This is a genomic window from Paenibacillus agilis, from assembly GCF_007786455.1.
Classification (GTDB): Bacteria; Bacillota; Bacilli; order Paenibacillales; family Paenibacillaceae; genus Paenibacillus_B; species Paenibacillus_B agilis.
The window spans coordinates 54912-77187 of record NZ_VNJK01000002.1 but is presented as its reverse complement, the minus strand read 5'-3'; the positions used below and the strand labels follow the sequence as shown (position 1 = coordinate 77187).

The window sequence follows — 22276 nt, the reverse complement described above, 5'->3', positions numbered from 1 at the left end:
TAGTGTAAGGAGTTGGGGATAGTGATGGTAACAATTAAATATATTGCAGATGAGCATAGAGTTCGATACGAAACTCCTTATGGCAGCAAATATCCTACATACCATGATCAGAAGCTTAAGGAAATATTTCAAATAAAGCCAGGTGATCGTGTTTTAGATGTAGGGGGGGGCTCTAGGCCGTTTGCTTATGCCAGTGTAGTTACAGATATGTTTTTTGAAGATAATCGTCACAGGGGAGGGAACTCTCTTCAAATATTGGACAACATTGAGTATGTCCAATGTGACATTTTGAGCTTACCTTTTAAGGATAAAGAATTTGATTTTGTTATATGTAGACATGTTCTAGAGCATGTCGCGTTGCCAGATGTCGCAGCAAAGGAGCTCTCTCGTGTTGCTAAACGAGGATTTGTTGAGATGCCGAGTCGTTATAATGAACATGTACATGGTTATCCGGAACATTTATGGTTGTGTGATGTGAAAGAGGATCGGCTAATATTTGAACCGAAGTCCTTTATCCGTAATCCGCACAAAAATATTTCCCGTAAATTACACTATAGTGATCCTGAATTCAGACGTAAGTTTGAAGTGGAAAATAGATATTTATTTTGTACTCAATTGTATTGGGAAGATTCATTTGAAATAGAAGTAGTGGAGAAACAAGCTGGAGTAGACTATTTTGACATCGATAATCCGTACCATACAGTCACTGCCTATTTGGACTATGCGCTAAATTACATGAGTTTCCAGTTGTCGCAAGTCGAATCAGAAATTGCAGAAATGCTGAAATCTGCTCAAAATCTATTGCCTAATAATATATTTCTACGAAATATTATTAACATGTATACGAACCGATCTAAAATGGAGAAAGGCAGGTATGTATCGACTATTAATGAATTAATCAACATTGACCTGCTCAAAACCTTAAAAGATAGTGATGAAAATGATCCTTCTAAACTATTTATTCAGCAACTTTCTGATCCGCCGCTTGTTTCGATAGTCGTTCGGACTAAAAATAGAGAGCAATTATTACTGCGATGTTTAGAAAGTTTGAACCAGCAACTATATTCCAATATTGAAGTAGTGGTTGTGAATGATGGCGGGAAGGATGTAGGGCTGGTTGTTGAGAGTTTGACCGTTCCTTACAGATATATTTCGTATGAACAATCAGTGGGTCGTGCTGCAGCGCTGAATATAGGGTTAAAGCATGCAAATGGGGAGTATATCAATTTTGTAGATGATGACGATATTGTATATGCTGAACATATTTCCACTTTAATGAAGACGATTGTGGAAAAGGAAGTGTCTGTTGCTTATTCAGATGCCATGCTTCGACTTGAGCATAAAATAAATGATGACTGGATTACGTATGAAAATAGACTCGATTATTCAAGGGACTTTGATGCTGAGCTATTAATCAAAACAAATTATTTACCAATTCTCACAGTATTATTTAAAAAAGAGTTAGTTGATCAGAGCGGTCTAATCAATGAATCCTACTCAGTATTGGAAGATTGGGACTTCTGGATTCGGTTGAGTAGGGTAACTGAGTTTGAACATATAAAGCAAGTTACCGCTGAATATTCACAACGGATTGACAAAGATAATGCCACTCAGAACGAACAAAGTGCTTTCGCATCTATACGTAAGGATATTGAGCGTAGATACATGTCAGATCTTGTTTTGTAGTGTTTATTTTCGGTGGTTTAGATGTGAATAAACCCTTAAAAATGAAAAGCAACTGTACTAGCAACATATAACAATTTTTCGTTGACACCGCTTCCACCTGATGATATAGTCGATGTTGTGAAGATAAACTTCACGGTACTTGAAGATGAAGGGATGTATAAAGATGCAAGGTAAAGTTAAATGGTTCAACGCAGAAAAAGGTTACGGTTTCATCGAAACAGCTGAAGGTAACGACGTGTTCGTTCACTTCTCCGCTATCCAAACTGATGGCTTCAAGACGTTGGAAGAAGGTCAAGCAGTTGAGTTTGATATCGTGGAAGGCGCTCGCGGACCACAAGCAGCTAACGTAATCAAGTTGTAATTATATCGGCAATCGCCGCATAATATATGATACGCTAGCTAAACCCTCTGATCCGTTCAGGGGGTTTTTTCTTGTTTATTAGTATGCGGATTCGCCTTTGAAAAAGGCTGAGTTTCTTTGTGTTCTCGTATAGACTGTTCTCCACTATACTCGCTTTAGCATTTTAATGCAAATGTAGGAACGTTTTTTTCTGCGGTTTGCTGCTTTGACTTAACGAATGTTGCAATATCTCATGCAGAGTATTAATGCTCTTGATATCATCAATCTCCCTCAACTCCATAATAATATTCCGCTGCTGTTTCAATCCTCCCTTAGAACGGGTACATGTAATGAAATAAAGTTCTTATAATCGTAAACGTTCTTTTGAAATCATATGGGCCCATATGATATAATAGAGGTAAGCAAAGGAGGAGTGCCCTATGAATTACAGCATTCGAGGCCAACAGATTGAAGTTACTGACGCTCTCCGCGAGTATGTGGAGAAGAAGCTAAGCCGACTTGAACGCTATTTTGAAGCACCTACTTCTGACTTGAACGTAACGCTGAGCGTTACCCGTGATTTGCACGGCGTTGAAGTCACAATTCCAATGCCAGGTTTACTATTGCGTGCGGAAGACCGCAGCAAGGACATGTATGCATCTGTTGATGCAGTAGTTGATAAGCTTGAACGCCAAATACGCAAGCATAAGACGAAAGTAAACCGTAAGTTCCGCCAACGTCATGACGGTGGATTGAAGCAATTGTTTACTGATGGGGACGCTGCACATTCAGCTGTACAAGTACAGGAACAAGAAGATGAATTGGAGCTCGTTCGAACGAAGCGATTCACTCTGAAACCGATGGATGTGGAGGAAGCGATTCTCCAGATGAATATGATTGGACATAATTTCTTTGTCTTCTCTAATGCTGATACGAAGGAAGTCAACGTCGTATATCGCCGGAATGACGGTCGCTACGGCCTCATTGAGCAAGGTTAACTGATAAGGCGTACTTTCTAATTATAAAGGACGATGTCCTTAATTTATGAAGATCAGAGCCTATTTCCCACAACGGAATGGGCTCTTTTCACGTATAATAGATTATAAGACTTATAGACCCGTAGGACGGGACTGGGACGGTTGCGACAATCCCATGAAAATGTTACAATTTATTGCAAAACGAGTCAACGAACAAGTTCTCAGTTGCAGGCCTAATTTAGCAAGATAAGCCGTGAGAATACGTTCTGTTTTGCGTGAAAGGGGCTAACCATGCTAGGACTTGTGAAAAAAATATTCGGAGATGCCAATGAACGTGAAGTAAAACGGTTAATGAAAACTGTTGAATTCATTAATGGCTTGGAACCGGAATTCGAAAAATTAACAGACGAACAGGTTCGTGCGAAAACGGATGAGTTCCGTGCGCGTCTTGAGAAGGGCGATTCATTGGATCAGCTCTTACCAGAAGTGTTCGCAACTGTTCGTGAAGCTGCGAAGCGTACCCTGGGTATGCGTCATTATGATGTACAGTTGCTTGGTGGTATGGTACTTCATGAAGGCAAGATTGCAGAAATGAAAACGGGTGAAGGTAAAACGCTTGTTGGAACTTTGCCGGTTTATTTGAATGCGTTGGCAGGTAAAGGCGTACACGTTGTTACGGTCAATGACTATTTGGCGACACGTGATAGCGAGATTATGTCCCAAGTCTATAATTTCCTCGGCATGACTGTGGGATTGAACTTGGCGAATATGGATCCTGATGATAAACAGGAAGCGTATGCTTGCGATATTACTTATGGAACGAATAATGAGTTCGGATTTGATTATTTGCGTGACAACATGGTGTTGTACAAAGAGCAAATGACACAGCGTCCATTGAACTTTGCGATTATCGATGAGGTCGATTCTATCTTGGTCGACGAAGCGCGTACACCGCTTATTATCTCTGGACAGGCTTCCAAGTCTACGGAGTTATACTTTGCGGCGGATCGTTTCATTAGTCGTTTAGTCGAAGAAGATTATGCGATTGATGTGAAAACTCGTCAAGTGTCGCTTACAGAGCAGGGCGTGGCGAAGGCCGAGAAGGCTTTTGGCATCGAAAACATGTACGATGTGAAGAATGTAACGTTGAACCATCACATTCAACAAGCGCTTCGTGCACACTACATTATGCGTCTTGATGTGGACTATGTTATTAACGATGAAGAAATCGTTATCGTTGATGAATTTACGGGACGTATGATGGCTGGACGCCGTTACAGCGATGGCTTGCATCAAGCAATCGAAGCGAAGGAAGGTCTGGAAATTCAGAACGAGAGCATGACACTCGCGACGATTACATTCCAGAACTATTTCCGTATGTATCGCAAGCTTGCAGGTATGACAGGTACAGCAAAAACAGAAGAAGAAGAGTTCAAGAGCATTTACGGACTTGAAGTTATTCAGATTCCAACGAATAAGACGAACCAACGTAAAGATATACCAGATGTCGTTTACAAGTCGGTTAACGGCAAGTTTAAGGCTGCGGTTGAGCAGATTGTTGAATGTAACAAGAAGGGACAGCCAGTACTAGTAGGTACGGTTTCCATTGAAAATTCAGAGCGCTTATCTGACATGCTTCGTAAAAAAGGTGTTCAGCATAAAGTATTGAATGCGAAGTTCCATGCGGAAGAGGCAGAAATTATTTCTCGTGCAGGTCAGCCGAGCTCCGTTACAATTGCAACGAATATGGCAGGCCGTGGTACGGATATCTTGCTTGGTGAAGGTGTAGCCGAAAAGGGTGGTCTTCACATCATCGGTACAGAGCGTCATGAAAGCCGTCGTATTGATAATCAGTTGCGTGGTCGTGCAGGACGTCAAGGTGACCCAGGTTCTTCTCAGTTCTACTTGTCTCTTGAAGATGAGTTAATGCGTCGTTTCGGTGCTGATAACATTATGGCAATGATGGAACGTATGGGCTTTGAAGAAGATCAACCGATCGAATCCAAGTTAATTACGAAGGCAGTTGAGTCGGCTCAAAAACGCGTTGAAGGTAACAACTTCGACATGCGTAAAGTCGTTCTTCAGTATGATGACGTGATGAACCAACAGCGTGAGATCATTTACAAGCAGCGCCGTGAGGTTCTAGAAGCAGAAAATATCCGCCAAATCGTTATGGATATGATCTCGCCTTGCATCGATCGTATCGTAGATGCGCATTGTAATGACGAAGAAGTTCCTGAGAACTGGGATTACGAAGAAATTATGAGTTATATGCACCTTCATTTGCTTGAAGATGGTTCGGTTACGAAGGACGATCTATGGGGCAAAGAGAAAGAAGAGATTAAGGAAATGCTCTTCAACAAGGTGGAATCTAAATATATCGAGCGCGAGCAAACAATGGGCGAAGAGCTTGTGCGCGAATTTGAGAAAGTTATCGTGCTTCGTGCGGTAGATTCGAAGTGGATGGATCACATCGATGCGATGGATCATCTGCGCCAAGGTATTCATCTTCGTGCATACGGGGGTACAGATCCGCTTCGCGAATATCAATTTGAGGGTTATGAAATGTTCCATCAAATGATTGCGGCGATTCAGGAAGAAGTATCAACACTTGTGATGAAGTCCCATGTGGATCAAAATGTACAGCGTCAGGCAGTCATTGATGAGAGCAAGATTTCTACGAATGCTGAACCTGGCGTGAAGCGTCCTGTTCAGAAGGATGAAGAGGTTGGACGTAATGATGCTTGCCCTTGTGGAAGCGGCAAGAAATATAAACAGTGCCACGGTAAATAAGAAACGTGCAAATGACTAGTCAGAGAGCGGATAGCCTTCATACAAGGGCTAGAAGTCAATTGACTATAGTGTGCGTTACTATTGATTACTTTGAGGTACAACTGTATGTAACAACGGGCAGCCGCATTGGGTGCCCGTTGTTATGTACATGAATATTTAGTGAGGTGAATTATGATGATCGATCCAAATGTTCGTCATCAACTGCGAGATATCGCATCCAAGCTCACGAATCTTAGGGGGTCTCTTTGACTTAGACCTTAAGTTGGAGCAGATTGCGAACTATGAAGAGAAAATGGCTGCACCTGACTTTTGGGACGATAACGAACGTGCGCAAGGTTTAATTGCCGAGCTTAACGGTGTTAAAGGTATTACTGACCAATATCAGGCCTTGTCTCAAGAACATGAAGACGTAGCCATGATGCTGGAGCTGGCTGAGGAAGAACAGGATCAGTCGCTTGCGACTGAACTGGAGTCCACAGTAAAGCAGCTGTTGGATAAGGTCGAAAGCTTTGAGTTGCAATTGTTATTGAGCGAGCCGTACGATAAATTCAATGCAATTCTAGAGTTGCATCCAGGAGCGGGCGGTACAGAGTCTCAGGATTGGGGACAAATGCTGCTGCGGATGTACACGAGATGGGCAGAGAAACGTGGCTTTAAGGTAGAAGTCGTTGATTATTTGCCTGGCGACGAAGCGGGAATTAAGAGCGTAACGCTTCTCATTAAAGGTTTCAATGCTTACGGATATTTGAAGGCGGAGAAGGGTGTTCATCGACTCGTTCGTATATCCCCATTCGATTCCTCTGGACGTCGACATACATCGTTCGTATCCTGTGACGTAGTTCCGGAGATTACAGATGATACAACGGTAGAAATTCGTACGGAAGATTTGAAGGTCGACACGTATCGTGCAAGTGGTGCGGGTGGACAGCATATCAATACGACGGACTCCGCGGTACGGATTACGCACATCCCAACGGGTGTCGTTGTTACATGTCAGACAGAACGTTCACAGATCAAGAACCGTGAACGTGCGATGACGCATCTTCGCTCCAAGCTCGTTGAGCGGAAGATCGAAGAGCAGCAGAAGCATCTGGCAGAAATACGTGGAGAGCAAATGGAGATTGGCTGGGGTAGCCAGATCCGTTCTTACGTATTCCACCCGTATAGCATGGTCAAAGACCACCGCACATCAGTGGAATCTGGCAATGTCGGCGCCGTCATGGATGGTGACCTCGACATGTTCATTGAAGCCTATTTGCGCACTAGAATCGTCTCTTCTTCGGAGAGCTAATAGTACTTTAAAATGAACCTGCGCCGACTTTGTCGGAGCAGGTTTTTTTGTATGCTTGAACGCTGTACCTTAACAAAGAATGCTTGTTCTGTAGATGCGCATACTACATTTGTTGCGCGATTGAATCGTCACATTTTTAAAGTATGAAAATATAAAGTGAAGACTTTCAAGTGGTGGTCATCCAATACTCCTATGAATCAAATTCGTGGGGGATGAAATGATTTTGATACACAAATAGAGAGAGATTGCGCGAACAAGGTAAGGTCTGTTTGGAGAAAAGTTAGGCAGTATCATTAAAGGAGAGAATTAATACTTATGTCATCTTGGTCATTAAAGCGTGGACGACGAGGAGCGCCGTTATTTCCCGTCAATCATCCGATTCGTATTGTGTTAGACTACGCATTAATCTTGTTTGGTGCTTTCATTATGGGCATTACGTTTAACATGTTTCAGCTGCCTAATAAAATTGCTTCCGGCGGCATCTCTGGATTATCGATTGTGTTGGAAGAAGTGCTTGGATGGGTACCGGCAATAACGCAGTATGCATTTAACATTCCGCTCTTTATTTTAGGTGTTATGTTGTTAGGCAAGCAGTTTGGTATACGAACTTTAATCGGTTCAATCGCTATGCCATCATTTATTTTTTTAACCTCTGATTTGCCTGCTGCTACATATAATCCATTGTTGGCTTCTATTTTTGGCGGTATAGGAATTGGTCTCGGTCTTGGTCTTGTGTTCCATGGTCGGGGATCTACAGGTGGAAATGCGATTACGGCTCAGCTTATTCATACCTATCTAGGCGTTAGCAGGCCGCTTGCAATCGCGATGTGTGATGGAATCGTCATTATTTTGGCTGGAATATTATTGTCGTTTGAAGATGCGATGTATGCCCTTATTGGACTGTTTGTGATGAGTAAGACGCTCGATGTCGTGCAAGTCGGATTTAGTTATACGAAGGTAGCCTTTATTATCACGGATAAGACTGAGGAGATGAGTGCTACGATCTTAAAGGACTTAAACCGTGGTTTGACCAAGTTGCATGGTGAAGGTGGCTACACCGGTGAAGGACGAATTGTGCTCATGGTGGTGGTCGGCCAAACCGAAGTCATTAAGCTGAAGCAGCTTGTACAAAGCGTAGATTCTAATGCATTTGTAATTATTAGCGATACGAATGAGGTATTAGGTGAGGGCTTTAAGATACCGGCATAAGTTGATGCATTAGATGGTATTTTACCATGCTGAAGATGATGGAATACAAACTATGCAATAGATGAAAGAAGGGACCGTGGCTACGGTCCTTTTTTAGTACTCATTTTTGAAATTTGTCGATTATACAGCAGCTGTTGGGTGTCTCAATGCTAACGGTATTAAGGAAAGATAGTCCACCTCCCAAAATACACCTTTATATCTTCTCATTTTTCTCCTATTGCTCATCTATTTAAAATAAGAGTCACACCACCTTTCTTATGCATTATTCATGCATGAATGAATAATGTCCATTCATGCGAAAAAAATTAAAAGGAACTAATGTTGTCTAGATCCCTTGGTACATAAGAGTTTTTTCTGCTTTTTGTTTGTTCAATTTCATCATTGATTTGTAATTGAGCAAAAAAGTTATTGTATCTATATAACATAGTAAGTATAATAATGCATAACTTCTTATCGGCTATACATAAGTGAACGGATACTTATATGGAGCCAGCGGGCGGTTGGATTCCGAAGTATCAGGTGGAGGGAGAGAGTTAGTTGCATACGACAGAGCAGGCTCAAACGAAGGTGAAAGTTGCAATTGTCGGTTCGACAGGGTATGGCGGTGTCGAGCTTATTCGCTTTTTAATCCATCATCCAGGGGTGGAAATTACATCTGTTATCTCGGCGTCTAGCGCAGGAGAATCCATTGCAGCAGGCTATCCTCATTTGAATCAAATTTTGATGGATACGTTGGATGGTGTTGATCCAGCTGAAATGAAAGCAAAGGCAGACGTTGTCTTCACAGCAACTCCATCTGGTGTAAGTACGAAGTTGGTGCCGCAGCTGCTGGCGGTTGGTCTGAAGGTGATCGATCTGTCAGGAGACTTCCGATTGAAGAGCGGCGAGCAATACGAGCACTGGTATAAACATGAGCCAGCACCGGCTGAATTATTGCAATCTGCGGTATACGGACTGAGTGAATGGTACGGAAAAGATGTGGTAGGAGTACCTTTCATCTCCAATCCTGGTTGTTATCCTACAGCAGCGCTGCTAGGCCTTGGTCCAGCACTGCAGGCAGGCTGGATTGATGGGGATTCGATCATTATTGATGGGAAATCAGGTGTGTCAGGTGCTGGGCGGGGAGTAAACTTGACATCCCATTATGCGGAGATCAATGAGAACCTCAAGCCATACAAAGTAAATCGACATCAGCACATTCCTGAGATTGAACAAGTGCTGCAAGATGTGCATGGCAAGCCAGTAACGGTTACGTTCACAACGCATTTGACGCCGATGACGCGTGGAATTATGTGCACGATGTATGCCAAATTGAACGGTAGCTACGCCGATCATGACTTTGTGCAATTGTACAGTGAGCATTATGCGGGTCGCCGATTCGTTCGTGTCCGTCCTGAGGGTACTTGGCCCGCAACGAAGGAAGTATACGGCTCCAATTATTGCGATATTGGCTTTAGCGTAGATAAGCGTACGCAGAGAGTGACCATTATTAGCGTCATTGATAATGTGGTCAAAGGCGCTGCTGGGCAGGCCATTCAGAACTTGAACTTAATGATGGGCTGGGACGAGACAACAGGACTATCATACGTGCCTGTTTATCCGTAATCGATAGGTAGACATGGACCAGTACAGATTTGGATATAGAGTAGGCGGAGGGATAGCCATGACGAATAAGGCGATATCTGAATCGGCAACGGTTGCCGGTGGTGCAGATCAGAGTGGAAGCGGGCAGCAGCTATTTGCAGTTGTGGATGGCTCGATTACAAGCCCGGCGGGATTCCGGGCAGCAGGTCTTCATTGTGGATTGAAAAAGACGAGTCGCAACGACATAGGCGCGATTGTGTGCGACGTTCCTGCAACGGCGGCAGCTGTGTACACGTTGAACGCGTTTCAGGCGGCTCCGCTTTACGTGACACGCGCAAGCTTAGCGGCGGAAGGCAAACTTAGCGCCGTCATCGTCAATAGCGGCAACGCGAACGCCTGCACAGGTGCGCAAGGCGAGGCGGACGCTTACCGCATGCGCGATGCCTTCGCTGAGCAGCTCGGCGTGGCAGCGCATCAAGTGGCGGTAGCCTCGACAGGCGTCATCGGCGAGCCGCTGAAGATGAATTGCGTAGAGCGCGGCATTGCAGCGCTCCCAGCTGAGCTTAGCTCGGCGCGAGACGGTGCCGAGCAATTTTGCCAAGCGATACTGACCACCGACCTTGTGAAGAAGGAAGTATGTGTAACGGTTCAGGTCGACGGTCAGTTGGTGACGATCGCAGGCGCAGCCAAAGGTTCGGGCATGATCCATCCGAACATGGCGACAATGCTTGGCTTCGTGACGACAGACGCGGTCGTAGCGTCAGACGTATTGCATTCCCTACTCAAGCAGACGACGGATGCCACGTATAACATGATTACCGTCGATGGAGATACGAGCACGAACGATATGCTGATCGTTATGGCAAGCGGTGTGGCAGGCAATCAGCCGCTGCATGAACAGCATCCAGACTGGGCTTCATTTGCAGCAGCTTTTCGCTATGTGAATGAGGTGCTGGCCAAGGCCATTGCCCGCGATGGAGAAGGGGCAACGAAGCTGATCGAGGTGCGGGTCAATGGTGCGGTGCATGATCAAGCCGCTCGTGCTATTGCGAAGAGCGTAGTCGGCAGCAGTCTTGTAAAGTCAGCTGTATTCGGAGCTGATGCGAACTGGGGCCGCGTTATTGCAGCTGTTGGTTATTCAGGTGAAGCGGTTAATACAGATACCGTCGATATTTTACTAGGACCGATACCGGTACTTACGCAGTCTACTCCAGTTGTGTTCGACGAGGACGAGGCGTTGGTTTATTTGAAAGAGGATACGATCGTATTTACGATCGACCTCCATATGGGGCAAGGCAGTGCAACCGCATGGGGTTGTGATCTCACCTATGATTATGTCCGCATCAACGCGGCATATCGAACATAGAGAGGAGAAGTCGTATGGGACATTCAGCAAGGACGTTGAGGCGATTCGTGATGAAATGCGGGGGCAGTACACTTGCTGACTTGCCCGACAGCTTCTATGAGCAATTAAGAGAGGTACAGCAATCGGGAACGATGCCGATTATTGTACATGGCGGAGGACCAGCAATTTCTGAAACACTCAGTAAGCTCGGTATTGAGTCTGAATTCGTCAATGGTTTGCGCAAGACGAGTGAAGAAGTGCTCGATGTGGTAGAGATGGTGCTCGCAGGCAGTATGAACAAGCAAATCGTACGTCGGCTGAACCGACTAGGTGCAAGCTCCATCGGGTTGTCAGGCACAGATGGAGGGCTAATTGAGGCACAGCCTGTCTCGAATGCGGCTGAGATTGGTTTTGTTGGTGATGTGGTTGGTGTGCAAGCAGAAATCATTAACGGCATTATCGAAATGGGTTATATGCCAGTTGTAGCACCGATCGGAATCGATGCAGCAGGCCAGCGTTATAACATTAACGCGGATACAGCGGCAGGGGCGGTAGCAGCTCATTTAGAGGTGCAGCAATTGCTTGTCATTACGGATGTCCCGGGCATTATGCGAGTCGTGGATGGAGAGAAGCAAGTACTCCCTATCGTCACGACAGAGGAGATCGAAGCTATGATTGCTAGCGGTGAAATATACGGAGGCATGATCCCGAAGGTGCGAGCTGCTATGAAGTGTATGGATGGCGGTGTAGCAGAGGTAATTATTGCACATGGGACGGAGCCAAACGTGATTCAAAAGTTAGTAGCTGGAGAAGCAATCGGTACGAGAATAGTGCGTGAAGCTGTTTCTATCGTTTAAGTGGTTGCAGGACAGTGTGTTAGCAATGTTCTTACTGTTCTTCGTTCAAATATGAAATAGATCGAATGATCGAAGACTCGATAGATTAAATAGATTTTGTAGTTTTCATTAGGGAGGGATAGTCGATGAGCAATAATACGATTGGTATGTCCGATAAAAGTTCCTTGTTTCCAACTTATAACCGTTACCCGATTACGCTTGTAAAAGGAGAAGGCAGCAGACTGTGGGATGAGAATGGCCGCGAATATTTGGACTTTATGAGTGGGCTTGCTGTTACCAACCTTGGTCATGTGCCTGAACAGGTCAAAGCACGTCTGACCGAACAGTTGGATTCGTTGTGGCATGTATCGAATTTGTTTCATATTCCGCAGCAGGAACAAGCAGCGAAGCTGTTGACAGAGCGCAGTTGTGCAGATGCAGTGTTCTTCTGCAATAGTGGTGCTGAGGCGAATGAGGCGGCAATCAAACTTGCTCGTCGCTATCACCAAAAGATTGCAAATACAGGACGATATGAAGTGATTACGTTTGAGCAGTCGTTCCATGGCCGGACATTGGCAACGCTGACAGCGACAGGTCAGGACAAGGTGAAGGATGGTTTCTCACCATTGCCTGATGGATTCCGCTGTGTACCTTATAACGATATTCAAGCGCTCGAAGCAGTGATCACGGATAAAACATGTGCCATCATGCTGGAGATTGTGCAAGCAGAAGGTGGAGTTATACCGATTACTGCTGAATTTGCAGAAGCCGTGGCTAATCTCTGTGCTGTACATGGCTTGCTGTTAATAATTGACGAGGTGCAGACGGGTGTTGGTCGTACTGGACGTTGGTTTGCACATGAGCATTTTGGATTGAAGCCAGATATTTTCACAGTAGCAAAAGGCTTGGGCAGCGGCTTCCCAGTTGGGGCGATGTTGGCGAAACAATATTTGCGAGATGCATTTGGTCCTGGCACTCACGGTACGACGTTTGGCGGAACACCAATTGCTATGGCAGCTGTTATCGGCACATTAGAAACCCATATCGAAGAGAGAATTCCTGAGCGAGTAGCGGAGATTAGCAGTTATTTGCTGGCTCAGCTTCATCAGAAGCTGGGTGCGAATCCAAAGGTTAAAGCTATCCGAGGAATGGGGCTAATTGTTGGTATTGAGTATGATGGTGCGGCAGGAGACATGATCGCTCAGATGCATCAAGAAGGATTGCTAGTGGTATCTGCAGGTCCGAATGTAATTCGATTGCTGCCTAGCTTGCGTGTAACGAAAGAAGATATCAATGCAGCTGTAGCGATTATAGAACGTGTATTGGCAGAACAGACTGCTCAAGTCGGTTAATAAATGTAAACGATGCAGCTTAGCTGTGAAATATAGATGACTCAACAGGTTGGCTATGCCGGCTATAGATGATGAAGTCACAGAAATTGTTTGGATTGGAGGCATAAGCCCAATGACATCGACACTTTTGGACTTAAAAGGGCGGGATTTTGTCGCTCTTGCAGATTATACACAAGAAGAAATATATGCCTTGATACATGATGCCATCGAGCTGAAGCGGCTTCAAAAGGCGGGTGCTCCGTCCCAGCCTCTTAAAGGCAAATCGCTTGCGATGATATTCGAAAAGTCTTCCACTCGGACACGGGTCTCCTTTGAAGTAGGGATGTACCAGTTAGGTGGAACATCATTGTTTTTGAGTAAAAATGATATTCAAATTGGTCGTGGTGAAACGATCTCCGATACAGCGCAAACACTGTCCCGTTATGTGGACGGCATTATGATTCGTACGTTTGCGCACAGCACAGTCATAGACTTGGCTCGCAGCGCGACGGTTCCGGTTATTAACGGATTGTCCGATCTGAATCATCCATGTCAGGCGTTGGCTGACTATATGACTGCTTATGAGAAGAAGGGGAAATTGGAAGGGCTAAAGATCGCTTATATCGGTGATGGCAACAATATGGCACATTCACTCATGATGGGTGCTGCTAAGTTGGGTATGCACATCGCAGTAGCGACACCAGAAGGGTATGGGCCGGATGCGGACGTTATTAAGCAGTCCAGAGAACAAGCCGAACTTTATGGGGCAGCGATAACGTTGACGTCCGATCCGCAGGAAGCGGCAGCCGACGCGGATTTTATTTACACTGATGTGTGGGCTAGCATGGGCTTTGAATCCGAGCAGCAGGATAGAGAGAGAGCATTCAAGAACTTCCAGGTGAATGAGTCGCTTTTGAAATATGCCAAGTCAGACTACTTATTCATGCACTGCTTGCCTGCTCATCGTGGGGAAGAAGTGAGTGAGGGCGTTATTGATGGCCCACATTCCGTCGTGTTTGATGAAGCGGAAAATCGACTGCATGCACAAAAAGCGATTATGGCTGCTATTATGCGTGACTAGTATTTTCACAATGTATATGGAGAACTATTCCGTTGCAACCGAAGCTGCTCGCTCCATGTAGCGCAACCAGTGAAATTGCAATTGATCGTAATAGAATCAAGGATGAACTAGCAGATGGCGGGAGTTTGAGAGGAGCGGGAACGATGGCGAAGGAGAAAATCGTGCTGGCCTATTCTGGCGGGCTGGATACATCAGTAATTTTAAAGTGGTTAAAAGAAACGTATGATGCTGAAATTATAGCTTTTACTGCAGATATCGGGCAGAAGGAAGAGTTGGATGGTTTAGAGGAGAAGGCTCTGGCAACAGGCGCATCCAAAATCTATATTGATGATTTGCGAGATGAGTTTGCGAGTGATTTCATTCAGCCAATGTTTCAAGCAGGCGCACTCTATGAGGGGCAGTACTTGCTAGGAACGAGTATCGCTCGTCCGCTTATTGCGAAGCGTATGGTCGAGATCGCCCGTGCTGAAGGTGCAACTGCTATCGCACATGGTGCGACTGGTAAAGGCAATGACCAAGTACGTTTTGAGCTTACAGCGGCTGCGCTGGCGCCAGAAATTAAGGTGATTGCACCTTGGCGTTCAGAGGCTTTCCGCGAGCAGTTCCCGGGCCGTGCTGAAATGATCGCATATGCGGAGAAACATGGTATTCCTGTGCAAGCTTCTGCTGCGAAGCCATATTCGATGGACCGCAACTTGCTCCACATTAGCTTCGAGAGCGGCATTTTAGAGGATCCTTGGTTTGATCCGAGTGCAGATGAAAATAAAGAAATGTTCGTGTTGAGTGTATCTCCGGAAGATGCGCCAAATACGGCTGAATATATCGAGCTATCTTTTGAACAGGGCAACTGTGTTGCGATCAATGGTGATGCACATACACCGCTGCAGATGATGGAGAAATTAAATGAGCTTGGCGGCAAGCACGGTATCGGTCGTGTTGATATGGTGGAGAATCGATTCGTGGGCATGAAGAGCCGTGGTGTATATGAGACGCCAGGTGGAACGATTTTATTTACGGCTCATCGCAAAATGGAGTCGTTGACGATGGATCGCGAAGTAATGCATTTACGTGATTCACTCATTGCCAAATACAGCAATCTCGTTTATAACGGTTTTTGGTTTGCACCAGAGCGTTTGGCTATTCAAGCATTGGTACAAGAAAGTCAGAAAAACGTTACGGGTACGGTGCGCTTGAAGCTTTATAAAGGAAATGTGATTGGCGCAGGCGTAAAAAGTCCTGTCAGCCTATATAATCCAGATATCGCGACGATGGAAGCGGATCCGACACAGGCTTACGATCAGAACGATGCGACTGGCTTTATTCAGTTGAATGCACTGCGTTTGAAAGTTTCTGCTGGTGTGCATAGTGCAAGTGCAACAACAGCAGTTCCAAAGCAAACGGCTGAAGCCGTATATACGAACTGAGCTGAAGCTTGACTCGTGAAGGCATGTAATAAGGATAGGCGTACCATTTGGATGTAGATAGATATTCTCATGGGCAGGAGGGGACATTGTGAGCAAGCTTTGGGGCGGACGGTTTACGAAACAGACGGATGAGCTCGTAGAACAATATACGGCATCGATTACGTTCGATAAGAAGATGGCAGAAGAAGATATACAAGGTAGTCTCGCTCATATTGCGATGCTCGGTCGCTGCGGTATCGTGCCGCAGCAAGATGCGGATCGCATTAAGGATGGGTTATTGCAAGTGCTTGCACTGATTCAAGCGGGGCAGATGGAATACTCCGTATCAGATGAAGATATCCATATGAATATTGAGAAAAAGCTGATTGAGCTGATCGGACCTGTAGGGGGCAAGCTGCATACAGGTCGCAGCCGTAACGATCAGGTTGCTACAGATATGCATCTTTATTTGCGTAAACATGTCGTTCAATTCGTCGAACTGTTAGGCAATGTACAAGAGGCGCTGATTACACAGGCGAAGGAGAACATAGATACCATCATACCGGGGTACACACATCTCCAGCGTGCGCAGCCTATTTTATTTGCACATCACTTACTGGCTTATGTATCGATGTTCGAACGCGATATTGAACGGCTGAAAGACAGCTACAAGCGTATCAACACGCTGCCTTTAGGGGCAGGGGCACTGGCAGGGACAACATTCCCAATTGATCGTCACTTTGTTGCGGAGCAGCTTGGTTTTGAGCGTATTTATGAGAACAGTCTGGATGCCGTAAGTGATCGGGATTTCATTGTGGAGTTTCTAGCCAATGCTTCGCTCATTATGACGCACTTATCGCGATTGTGTGAAGAACTTGTATTGTGGTCGAGTACAGAGTTTCAATTCATTGAACTGGATGATGCTTTCTGTACGGGATCTAGCATTATGCCTCAGAAGAAGAACCCAGACGTGCCTGAGCTTGTGCGAGGCAAAACAGGGCGGGTATATGGCAATCTTATCGGCATGTTGACTGTACTAAAGGCACTTCCGCTAGCTTATAACAAAGATATGCAGGAAGACAAAGAGGGCATGTTTGATACGGTTGCAACGTTGGATGGTGCATTGCGCTTGTTTGCACCGATGATTGCCACGATGAAAGTAAACCGCGCCCGCATGCGTCAAGCGGTCAACCAAGACTTCTCAAACGCGACGGATATTGCCGATTTCCTTGTGAACAAGGGATTGCCATTCCGCCAAGCACATGAAGTGATTGGGAAGACGGTGCTGTATTGCATTCAGAAGGGTGTTTACTTGCTGGACTTGTCGCTTGAGGAATTCCAACAGTTCTCTCCGTTGTTCGATGAGAAGATTTATGATGTGCTTCAGCCTGAACAGGTCGTGAATGCACGAAATGTATACGGCGGAACGGCTAAGCCGCAAGTTGAGGCGGCGATCGTTCGTGCAGCAGAGGCTTTGCAAGTTACGAGCACTTGGAATGAGCAGAAGCAAGCTGAAGCAGCTGCAGCTCAAGTCCAATCTGCGGTTGCAAAGTAGTGAGGTTAGCTAGCTAATTCAAGGGCAGTATGATATGCCCCAATACGAACAGCACGCGTTAATAGCGTCCCGTGAGGCGCTAACGCGTGCTGTTTGGTTTGTAATGGTATGTGTAGTTGAACAGCAAGAAACATAAATAAGTTCACTTTGAATAAGTTTGTCGACATGAAAAATATATTTTTTCTTTATCTGCCTTGATCGAAGTTCGGGCCATGCAGTCCATCTTCTACAATTGGCTTGCGCTCTTCTACAGCTCCACGTTCAGGCGTGCCTCCATTATTGACGGCAATTAATGAAGGTTGTGGTTTGTAAGTATCTAGCGAAACCCGTTCGCGTGAAACCTCTTTGCCATCTACCAGCTTTAAGCGGTAGGTCTCGACTTGAAAGCCGTTCTTTCCAGGTTGCAATAACTCTTGCGTGCCAGGGGTAAGTTGATTGTTCCGTACGTATTTTACATCTGGCTTCATGATTTTGAGCGTCTTGGTCTCCATCTTATACTGTATGCTTGTGTCCATCGTCCCAAACAGCTTTATCGTGAGGCGGTCTTCTTCTGTTGCGGTACGAATAAGCAGATGTTTGGCAGTCGTATTTTTAAATTTGAAATTAATATATCCTTGCGAAAAAGTGGCGTCTAATCCAAGTGGAAGGTATTTTACAGGCAAGGAGTGGTTTCTGCGTTCTACGATGTGAAGTCCCGATCGTAGTGCAGCATTGTACAGCGTGCTCGAAACTTGGCATATTCCGCCTCCCACACCTGGTACAAGCTTGCCGTTGAAGATGACGGGAGCTTCCTTGAAGCCGTGTTGTCGTTCGGTGTCGGCAATGACGCGATCGTAGTCAAAAACGTCGCCTGGCTTGAGTATCATATTGTTGATCGTTTGAGCAGCGGCTTTGACATTATGGGTTCGTCCATCGTCTTCTTGTACAAAAGTCGTCGAGAATTCCATAATTTTGCGTTCAATCCCTTCCGCTTGCAGGGAGCGAAGGGTAACAGGTGCTTCATATCGCTGAAGCGGCGCCGCCGCAACGACTGGATGAGTTGTGGTCCATTGAGCTGGTAGTGCAGCACGTATGGTTTGTTCCATCTGTACTCGGTCAAGGCGGTATACAGGTTTATCCACTTTGTACTCTATCGTATCGTTTGCTGTAATGACTCGCTCGGCAGAGACAGGCGTACCAAAAGCTTTTACTTCCCATTGAGGTGTAAATCTATTTTTCCAAATAGATTGCTCCCAATCAAATGTTAGCGACCACTGTTCTTGAAAGTATAGCCTTTTATGTATTTTCTGCCACAATGATCCTTGCTGTAATTGCTTAAGCTGCTCCATAAGTGCCGCAGCCTGATAACGTACGCCAATATGTGCGAGTGTGGTTCGGACTGGAGGGAGCTTAGCGGCATCAAAGGTGAATACAATGGCTCTTTGCTCGAGCTTACGTATTCGCTCAGCTAGCTGTTGTTCGAATGTTGTTATATCCATTCCACTGATTAGCCAGCCGGATAACTGTACATGTGCGGGAATGGTATTGGATTGTGTATAACGTTCAGCCCAGTACCATAAGGCACTGCAGGAAAGGACGAGAAGAAGTGAAATGCTGATTATCCATTTATATTTTTTAAGCATTAGGAAGCAGCCCCCTGTCCATCAAGGTCGTCTTTCCCATCTTATGCGGATAAGCTGTGAATATTTCCATATCAAGTTAAATCATTTTCAACTACTATAAGCCTTAATTGGAAGGATTATTATTCCATTTATGTCGATTAATTTGGCTAATGTTGGACATGTTAAGACATTTTCCCGGGAAATAATGAGTTTCTTCCCTGTCAACCGCAAAATGGTGTAGAAATTGTAATAATTGAAGAGGATTTAGCGGCCTAGTGTCGAATATATAAGGGCTGATCTTATACACATAGGAAGTGATAACTTTTGATTGAGATGCAAGATATTTGGAAGACCTATACGAACGGCTCGCATGCATTGCGCGGCATCAATGTCCTCATTGATAAAGACGAGTTCGTATATCTAGTTGGTCCATCAGGAGCAGGTAAATCTACATTTATGAAGTTAATTTATAGAGAAGAAGTGCCTACGAAGGGCCAGCTCTTCGTAAATGGATTTAACATTGGAAAACTGAAGCAGCGCAAAATTCCATATGTACGCCGTAATATCGGCGTCATTTTCCAAGATTTCAGGTTGCTTCCGAAGCTTACGGCATATGAAAATGTCGCATTTGCAATGGAAGTTATTGAAGCGCCGAAGAAGGTTATTAAGCGACGTGTCCCAGAAGTATTGGAGCTGGTTGGTTTGAAGCAGAAGATGAACTGCTTGCCATCTCAACTTTCAGGCGGTGAACAGCAGCGTGTAGCAATTGCGCGCGCAATCGTTAACAATCCTGCGGTACTTGTAGCCGATGAACCTACAGGGAACTTGGATCCTGAAACATCTTGGGAGATTATGAAGCTGTTAGAAGAAATTAATTATCGAGGCACTACCATTATTATGGCAACGCATAACAAAGACATCGTTAACCGAATACGGCGTCGTGTCATTGCGATTGAAGAAGGTACGATTGTGCGCGATGAGGCTCGGGGGGATTACGGTTATGACACTTAATACAATATCCCGCCATCTTAGAGAAGGCAGCAAAAGCATTGTACGCAATGGATGGATGTCTGTTGCTTCAATAAGCTCAATCGTCATTTCATTGTTTATTTTAGGTGTATTTATTCTATTGTCCTTCAACTTGAACCATTTGATGAGCCAGGTCGATAGTAAAATAACGATTAGTGTATACCTGAAAGTTGGAACATCTAAAGAACAAGTTGATCTGTTGGAAACAGACATCGGAAATATGTCCGAAGTCAGCCAAGTGACGCTTATTCCTAAAGCAGAAGGCTTGAAGATATTAGAAAAGAAACTTGGCGACAAAGGAAAGGATCTTGTAAAAGGATATACTCCTGAAACGAATCCACTTCCTGATTCATTCACCGTTGAAGTGTACAAGCCAGAGACGGTTCCGATAGTAGCGAAGAAGATTCAAGCTTTGAATGAAACGAATAAGGACAAGCCTATCGATATTGTTAACTACGGACAAGGTCATGTTGAGAAGTTATTCAAATTGACAGAAATGATTCGTAACTTTGGCTTAATTCTTGTGGTCGGTTTAGGCTTCACGGCTATGTTCTTAATTGCGAATACGATTAAGATTACGATTATGGCACGTCAGCGTGAAATTAGCATTATGAAAATGGTAGGGGCAACAAACTCGTTTATCCGCTGGCCGTTCTTCATTGAAGGTGCGTTAATCGGACTTATCGGTTCGGTTGTTACCATTGCTATTTTGTTCTTTGCTTACAATCAGCTGTTTGCACTTACGGCAGATACGCTGGGCATGCAATTTATCGATATGCTACCGTTAAGCAATATTTGGACGTTTGCATTTGGCAGCTTGCTGGCTCTAGGAATTTTGATCGGAGTATGGGGAAGTACCATTTCAATTCGCAAGTTCTTGAAAGTGTAGTATAGCGGATATGGAGCATGAACAATAAATGTATTGATTTAATGGAACGAGGAGGAGACTTTGTTGAAAAAGAAAAGTATCGCGGTTGTGTTGTGTGGAGCTATGCTGCTCACGATGACACCGGCTGCAGTCACAGAAGCTTCTCAGGCAGGCTCCATTGACCGCAAATTAAAAGATTTACAGCAGGAAATGCGTAAAGCTGAGCAAGTTCAACAAAATGCCGATGCTAAGGCTGCTACGGCAGCGAAGAGCAAAAAGAAGACACAAGCGGATATGAAAGTTATTTCTGGTCAGATCGAGTCAAAGGTTGCAGAAATGACAAGGGTTTCGCTTGATATTGATAAAACAGAGCTGAAGTTAAGCGAGAATGCATTCCAATTAGAAGAAGCCAATCGACGTATTGAAGAGCGAAGCAAAATGCTGGATACGCGTGTGAAGCTGATGTATACGAGCGGCAATGTTTCTTATTTGGATGTATTGTTCAGTGCGACTAGCTTTAAAGATTTCTTGGATCGCCTTGATTCTTTGGAACTGATCGCCAATCAGGATCAGAAGATTCTAGAAGACCATGAAAAGGACAAGCTGCTCGTAATCGAGAAGAAGAAAGAAATTGAGCAGGATCTTAAACGCGTCAAAAGTCTCTACGCTCAGTTAGATGAAACTAAGCAGGATCTAATGAAGAAAGAGCGCGAAAAAGAAGTTATGATTGCAAGCCTAGATCAGCAAATTGAAGAGGCTCACGGATTAAGCGACGAACAAGATAAGATGCTTGTCGAGTTTGCGATGGAGCGTTCGAAGCTGTTGAAGGAGAAAGCCGCAGAAGATGCACGCAGAAAGCGTGAAGCTGCAGAAAGAGCGAAAAAATCAACTACTTCTCACGTGACAAGTGTGCCGGCCTACAGTGGCGGTAAGCTAGCAGTTCCGTTAAAAGATAACTATACGCTGACTTCTCGTTTCGGTGGTCGTACGGACCCGATTACAGGCAGAGCAGCTAACCACAGTGGTATGGATATGGCAGCTCCTTCAGGTACGCCAATATATGCAGCGGAAAGCGGTACTGTCATCATGGCAGAGTTGTGGAATGGATACGGCAATACGGTCATCATCGATCATGGCAATGGCTTGTGGACGCTTTATGGTCACATTCGCAATGGCGGTATTAAAGTAAGTAAGGGCGATGTTGTAAGTCGTGGGCAGAAAATTGCTGAGGTCGGAACGACAGGACGCTCGACAGGTAACCATCTTCATTTTGAAGTTCGTTTAAACGGAAATAAGATGGATCCTGAAAATTATTTGAATGGATAAGATAGACATAGACATATACTA

The 22276-nt window shown here is 44.9% G+C and carries 17 protein-coding genes; 16 read left to right on the top strand and 1 reads right to left on the bottom strand.

Features of this window, described 5'->3' with window-relative positions:
* Window positions 1–24 precede the first annotated feature (24 nt).
* The 13 genes from FPZ44_RS16795 (at window position 25) to argH (ending at window position 17431) form a co-directional block, all read left to right on the top strand.
* Entirely contained in the window at window positions 25–1686 is a 1662-nt protein-coding gene (locus FPZ44_RS16795; protein ID WP_144991938.1) for a glycosyltransferase, read from the top strand.
* A gap of 163 nt (window positions 1687–1849) precedes the next feature.
* The gene (locus FPZ44_RS16790) at window positions 1850–2047 is read left to right on the top strand and encodes a cold shock domain-containing protein (RefSeq protein WP_019424729.1); all 198 of its coding nucleotides are present in this window, start codon (window positions 1850–1852) and stop codon (window positions 2045–2047) included.
* Between the two features lie 419 nt (window positions 2048–2466).
* Entirely contained in the window at window positions 2467–3024 is a 558-nt protein-coding gene (hpf, locus tag FPZ44_RS16785; protein ID WP_028593778.1) for a ribosome hibernation-promoting factor, HPF/YfiA family, read from the top strand.
* Between the two features lie 270 nt (window positions 3025–3294).
* Window positions 3295–5796 (top strand): preprotein translocase subunit SecA, encoded by a 2502-nt coding sequence (gene secA / locus FPZ44_RS16780; protein WP_144991937.1) that lies wholly within the window; start codon window positions 3295–3297, stop codon window positions 5794–5796.
* Between the two features lie 174 nt (window positions 5797–5970).
* Window positions 5971–7087, top strand: a protein-coding gene (gene prfB, locus FPZ44_RS16775) for a peptide chain release factor 2 (protein ID WP_261378421.1) whose coding sequence is annotated in 2 segments (ribosomal slippage) — window positions 5971–6042 and window positions 6044–7087 — 1116 coding nt in all. Because the reading frame shifts where the segments join, the coding sequence is not laid out codon by codon here.
* 315 nt (window positions 7088–7402) lie between these two features.
* Window positions 7403–8296: a YitT family protein gene (locus FPZ44_RS16770; protein ID WP_144991935.1), complete on the top strand. Its 894-nt coding sequence runs from the start codon at window positions 7403–7405 to the stop codon at window positions 8294–8296.
* A 537-nt stretch (window positions 8297–8833) separates the two neighbouring features.
* Complete coding sequence (gene argC, locus FPZ44_RS16765; protein WP_222429817.1) at window positions 8834–9901, top strand: N-acetyl-gamma-glutamyl-phosphate reductase; 1068 nt, start codon at window positions 8834–8836, stop codon at window positions 9899–9901.
* 58 nt (window positions 9902–9959) lie between these two features.
* A complete protein-coding gene (gene argJ, locus FPZ44_RS16760; RefSeq protein ID WP_144991934.1) occupies window positions 9960–11246 on the top strand; it encodes a bifunctional glutamate N-acetyltransferase/amino-acid acetyltransferase ArgJ in 1287 nt (428 codons plus the stop codon).
* A gap of 14 nt (window positions 11247–11260) precedes the next feature.
* A complete protein-coding gene (gene argB / locus FPZ44_RS16755) occupies window positions 11261–12082 on the top strand; it encodes an acetylglutamate kinase (RefSeq protein WP_144991933.1) in 822 nt (273 codons plus the stop codon).
* 125 nt (window positions 12083–12207) lie between these two features.
* Window positions 12208–13413: an acetylornithine transaminase gene (locus FPZ44_RS16750; RefSeq protein ID WP_144991932.1), complete on the top strand. Its 1206-nt coding sequence runs from the start codon at window positions 12208–12210 to the stop codon at window positions 13411–13413.
* 112 nt (window positions 13414–13525) lie between these two features.
* A complete protein-coding gene (gene argF, locus FPZ44_RS16745) occupies window positions 13526–14473 on the top strand; it encodes an ornithine carbamoyltransferase (protein WP_144991931.1) in 948 nt (315 codons plus the stop codon).
* Between the two features lie 143 nt (window positions 14474–14616).
* Window positions 14617–15897: an argininosuccinate synthase gene (locus tag FPZ44_RS16740; RefSeq protein WP_144992708.1), complete on the top strand. Its 1281-nt coding sequence runs from the start codon at window positions 14617–14619 to the stop codon at window positions 15895–15897.
* A gap of 88 nt (window positions 15898–15985) precedes the next feature.
* A complete protein-coding gene (gene argH, locus FPZ44_RS16735) occupies window positions 15986–17431 on the top strand; it encodes an argininosuccinate lyase (RefSeq protein ID WP_144991930.1) in 1446 nt (481 codons plus the stop codon).
* 185 nt (window positions 17432–17616) lie between these two features.
* Here the strand turns inward: argH and FPZ44_RS16730 are convergent, their stop codons facing one another.
* Window positions 17617–19053, bottom strand: a complete 1437-nt coding sequence (locus tag FPZ44_RS16730; protein WP_144991929.1) for a VanW family protein — start codon at window positions 19051–19053, stop codon at window positions 17617–17619.
* Window positions 19054–19356: 303 nt separating this feature from the next.
* On the opposite strand from FPZ44_RS16730, the gene ftsE reads away from it, so the two are divergent.
* From ftsE to FPZ44_RS16715, 3 genes are all read left to right on the top strand, one after another.
* A complete protein-coding gene (gene ftsE / locus FPZ44_RS16725; RefSeq protein WP_144991928.1) occupies window positions 19357–20043 on the top strand; it encodes a cell division ATP-binding protein FtsE in 687 nt (228 codons plus the stop codon).
* Window positions 20033–20950 (top strand): permease-like cell division protein FtsX, encoded by a 918-nt coding sequence (gene ftsX / locus FPZ44_RS16720; RefSeq protein WP_144991927.1) that lies wholly within the window; start codon window positions 20033–20035, stop codon window positions 20948–20950. Before ftsE ends, ftsX begins: the two co-directional genes overlap by 11 nt.
* Before the next feature lie 63 nt (window positions 20951–21013).
* Complete coding sequence (locus tag FPZ44_RS16715; RefSeq protein ID WP_261378399.1) at window positions 21014–22255, top strand: murein hydrolase activator EnvC family protein; 1242 nt, start codon at window positions 21014–21016, stop codon at window positions 22253–22255.
* Window positions 22256–22276: the final 21 nt, after the last annotated feature.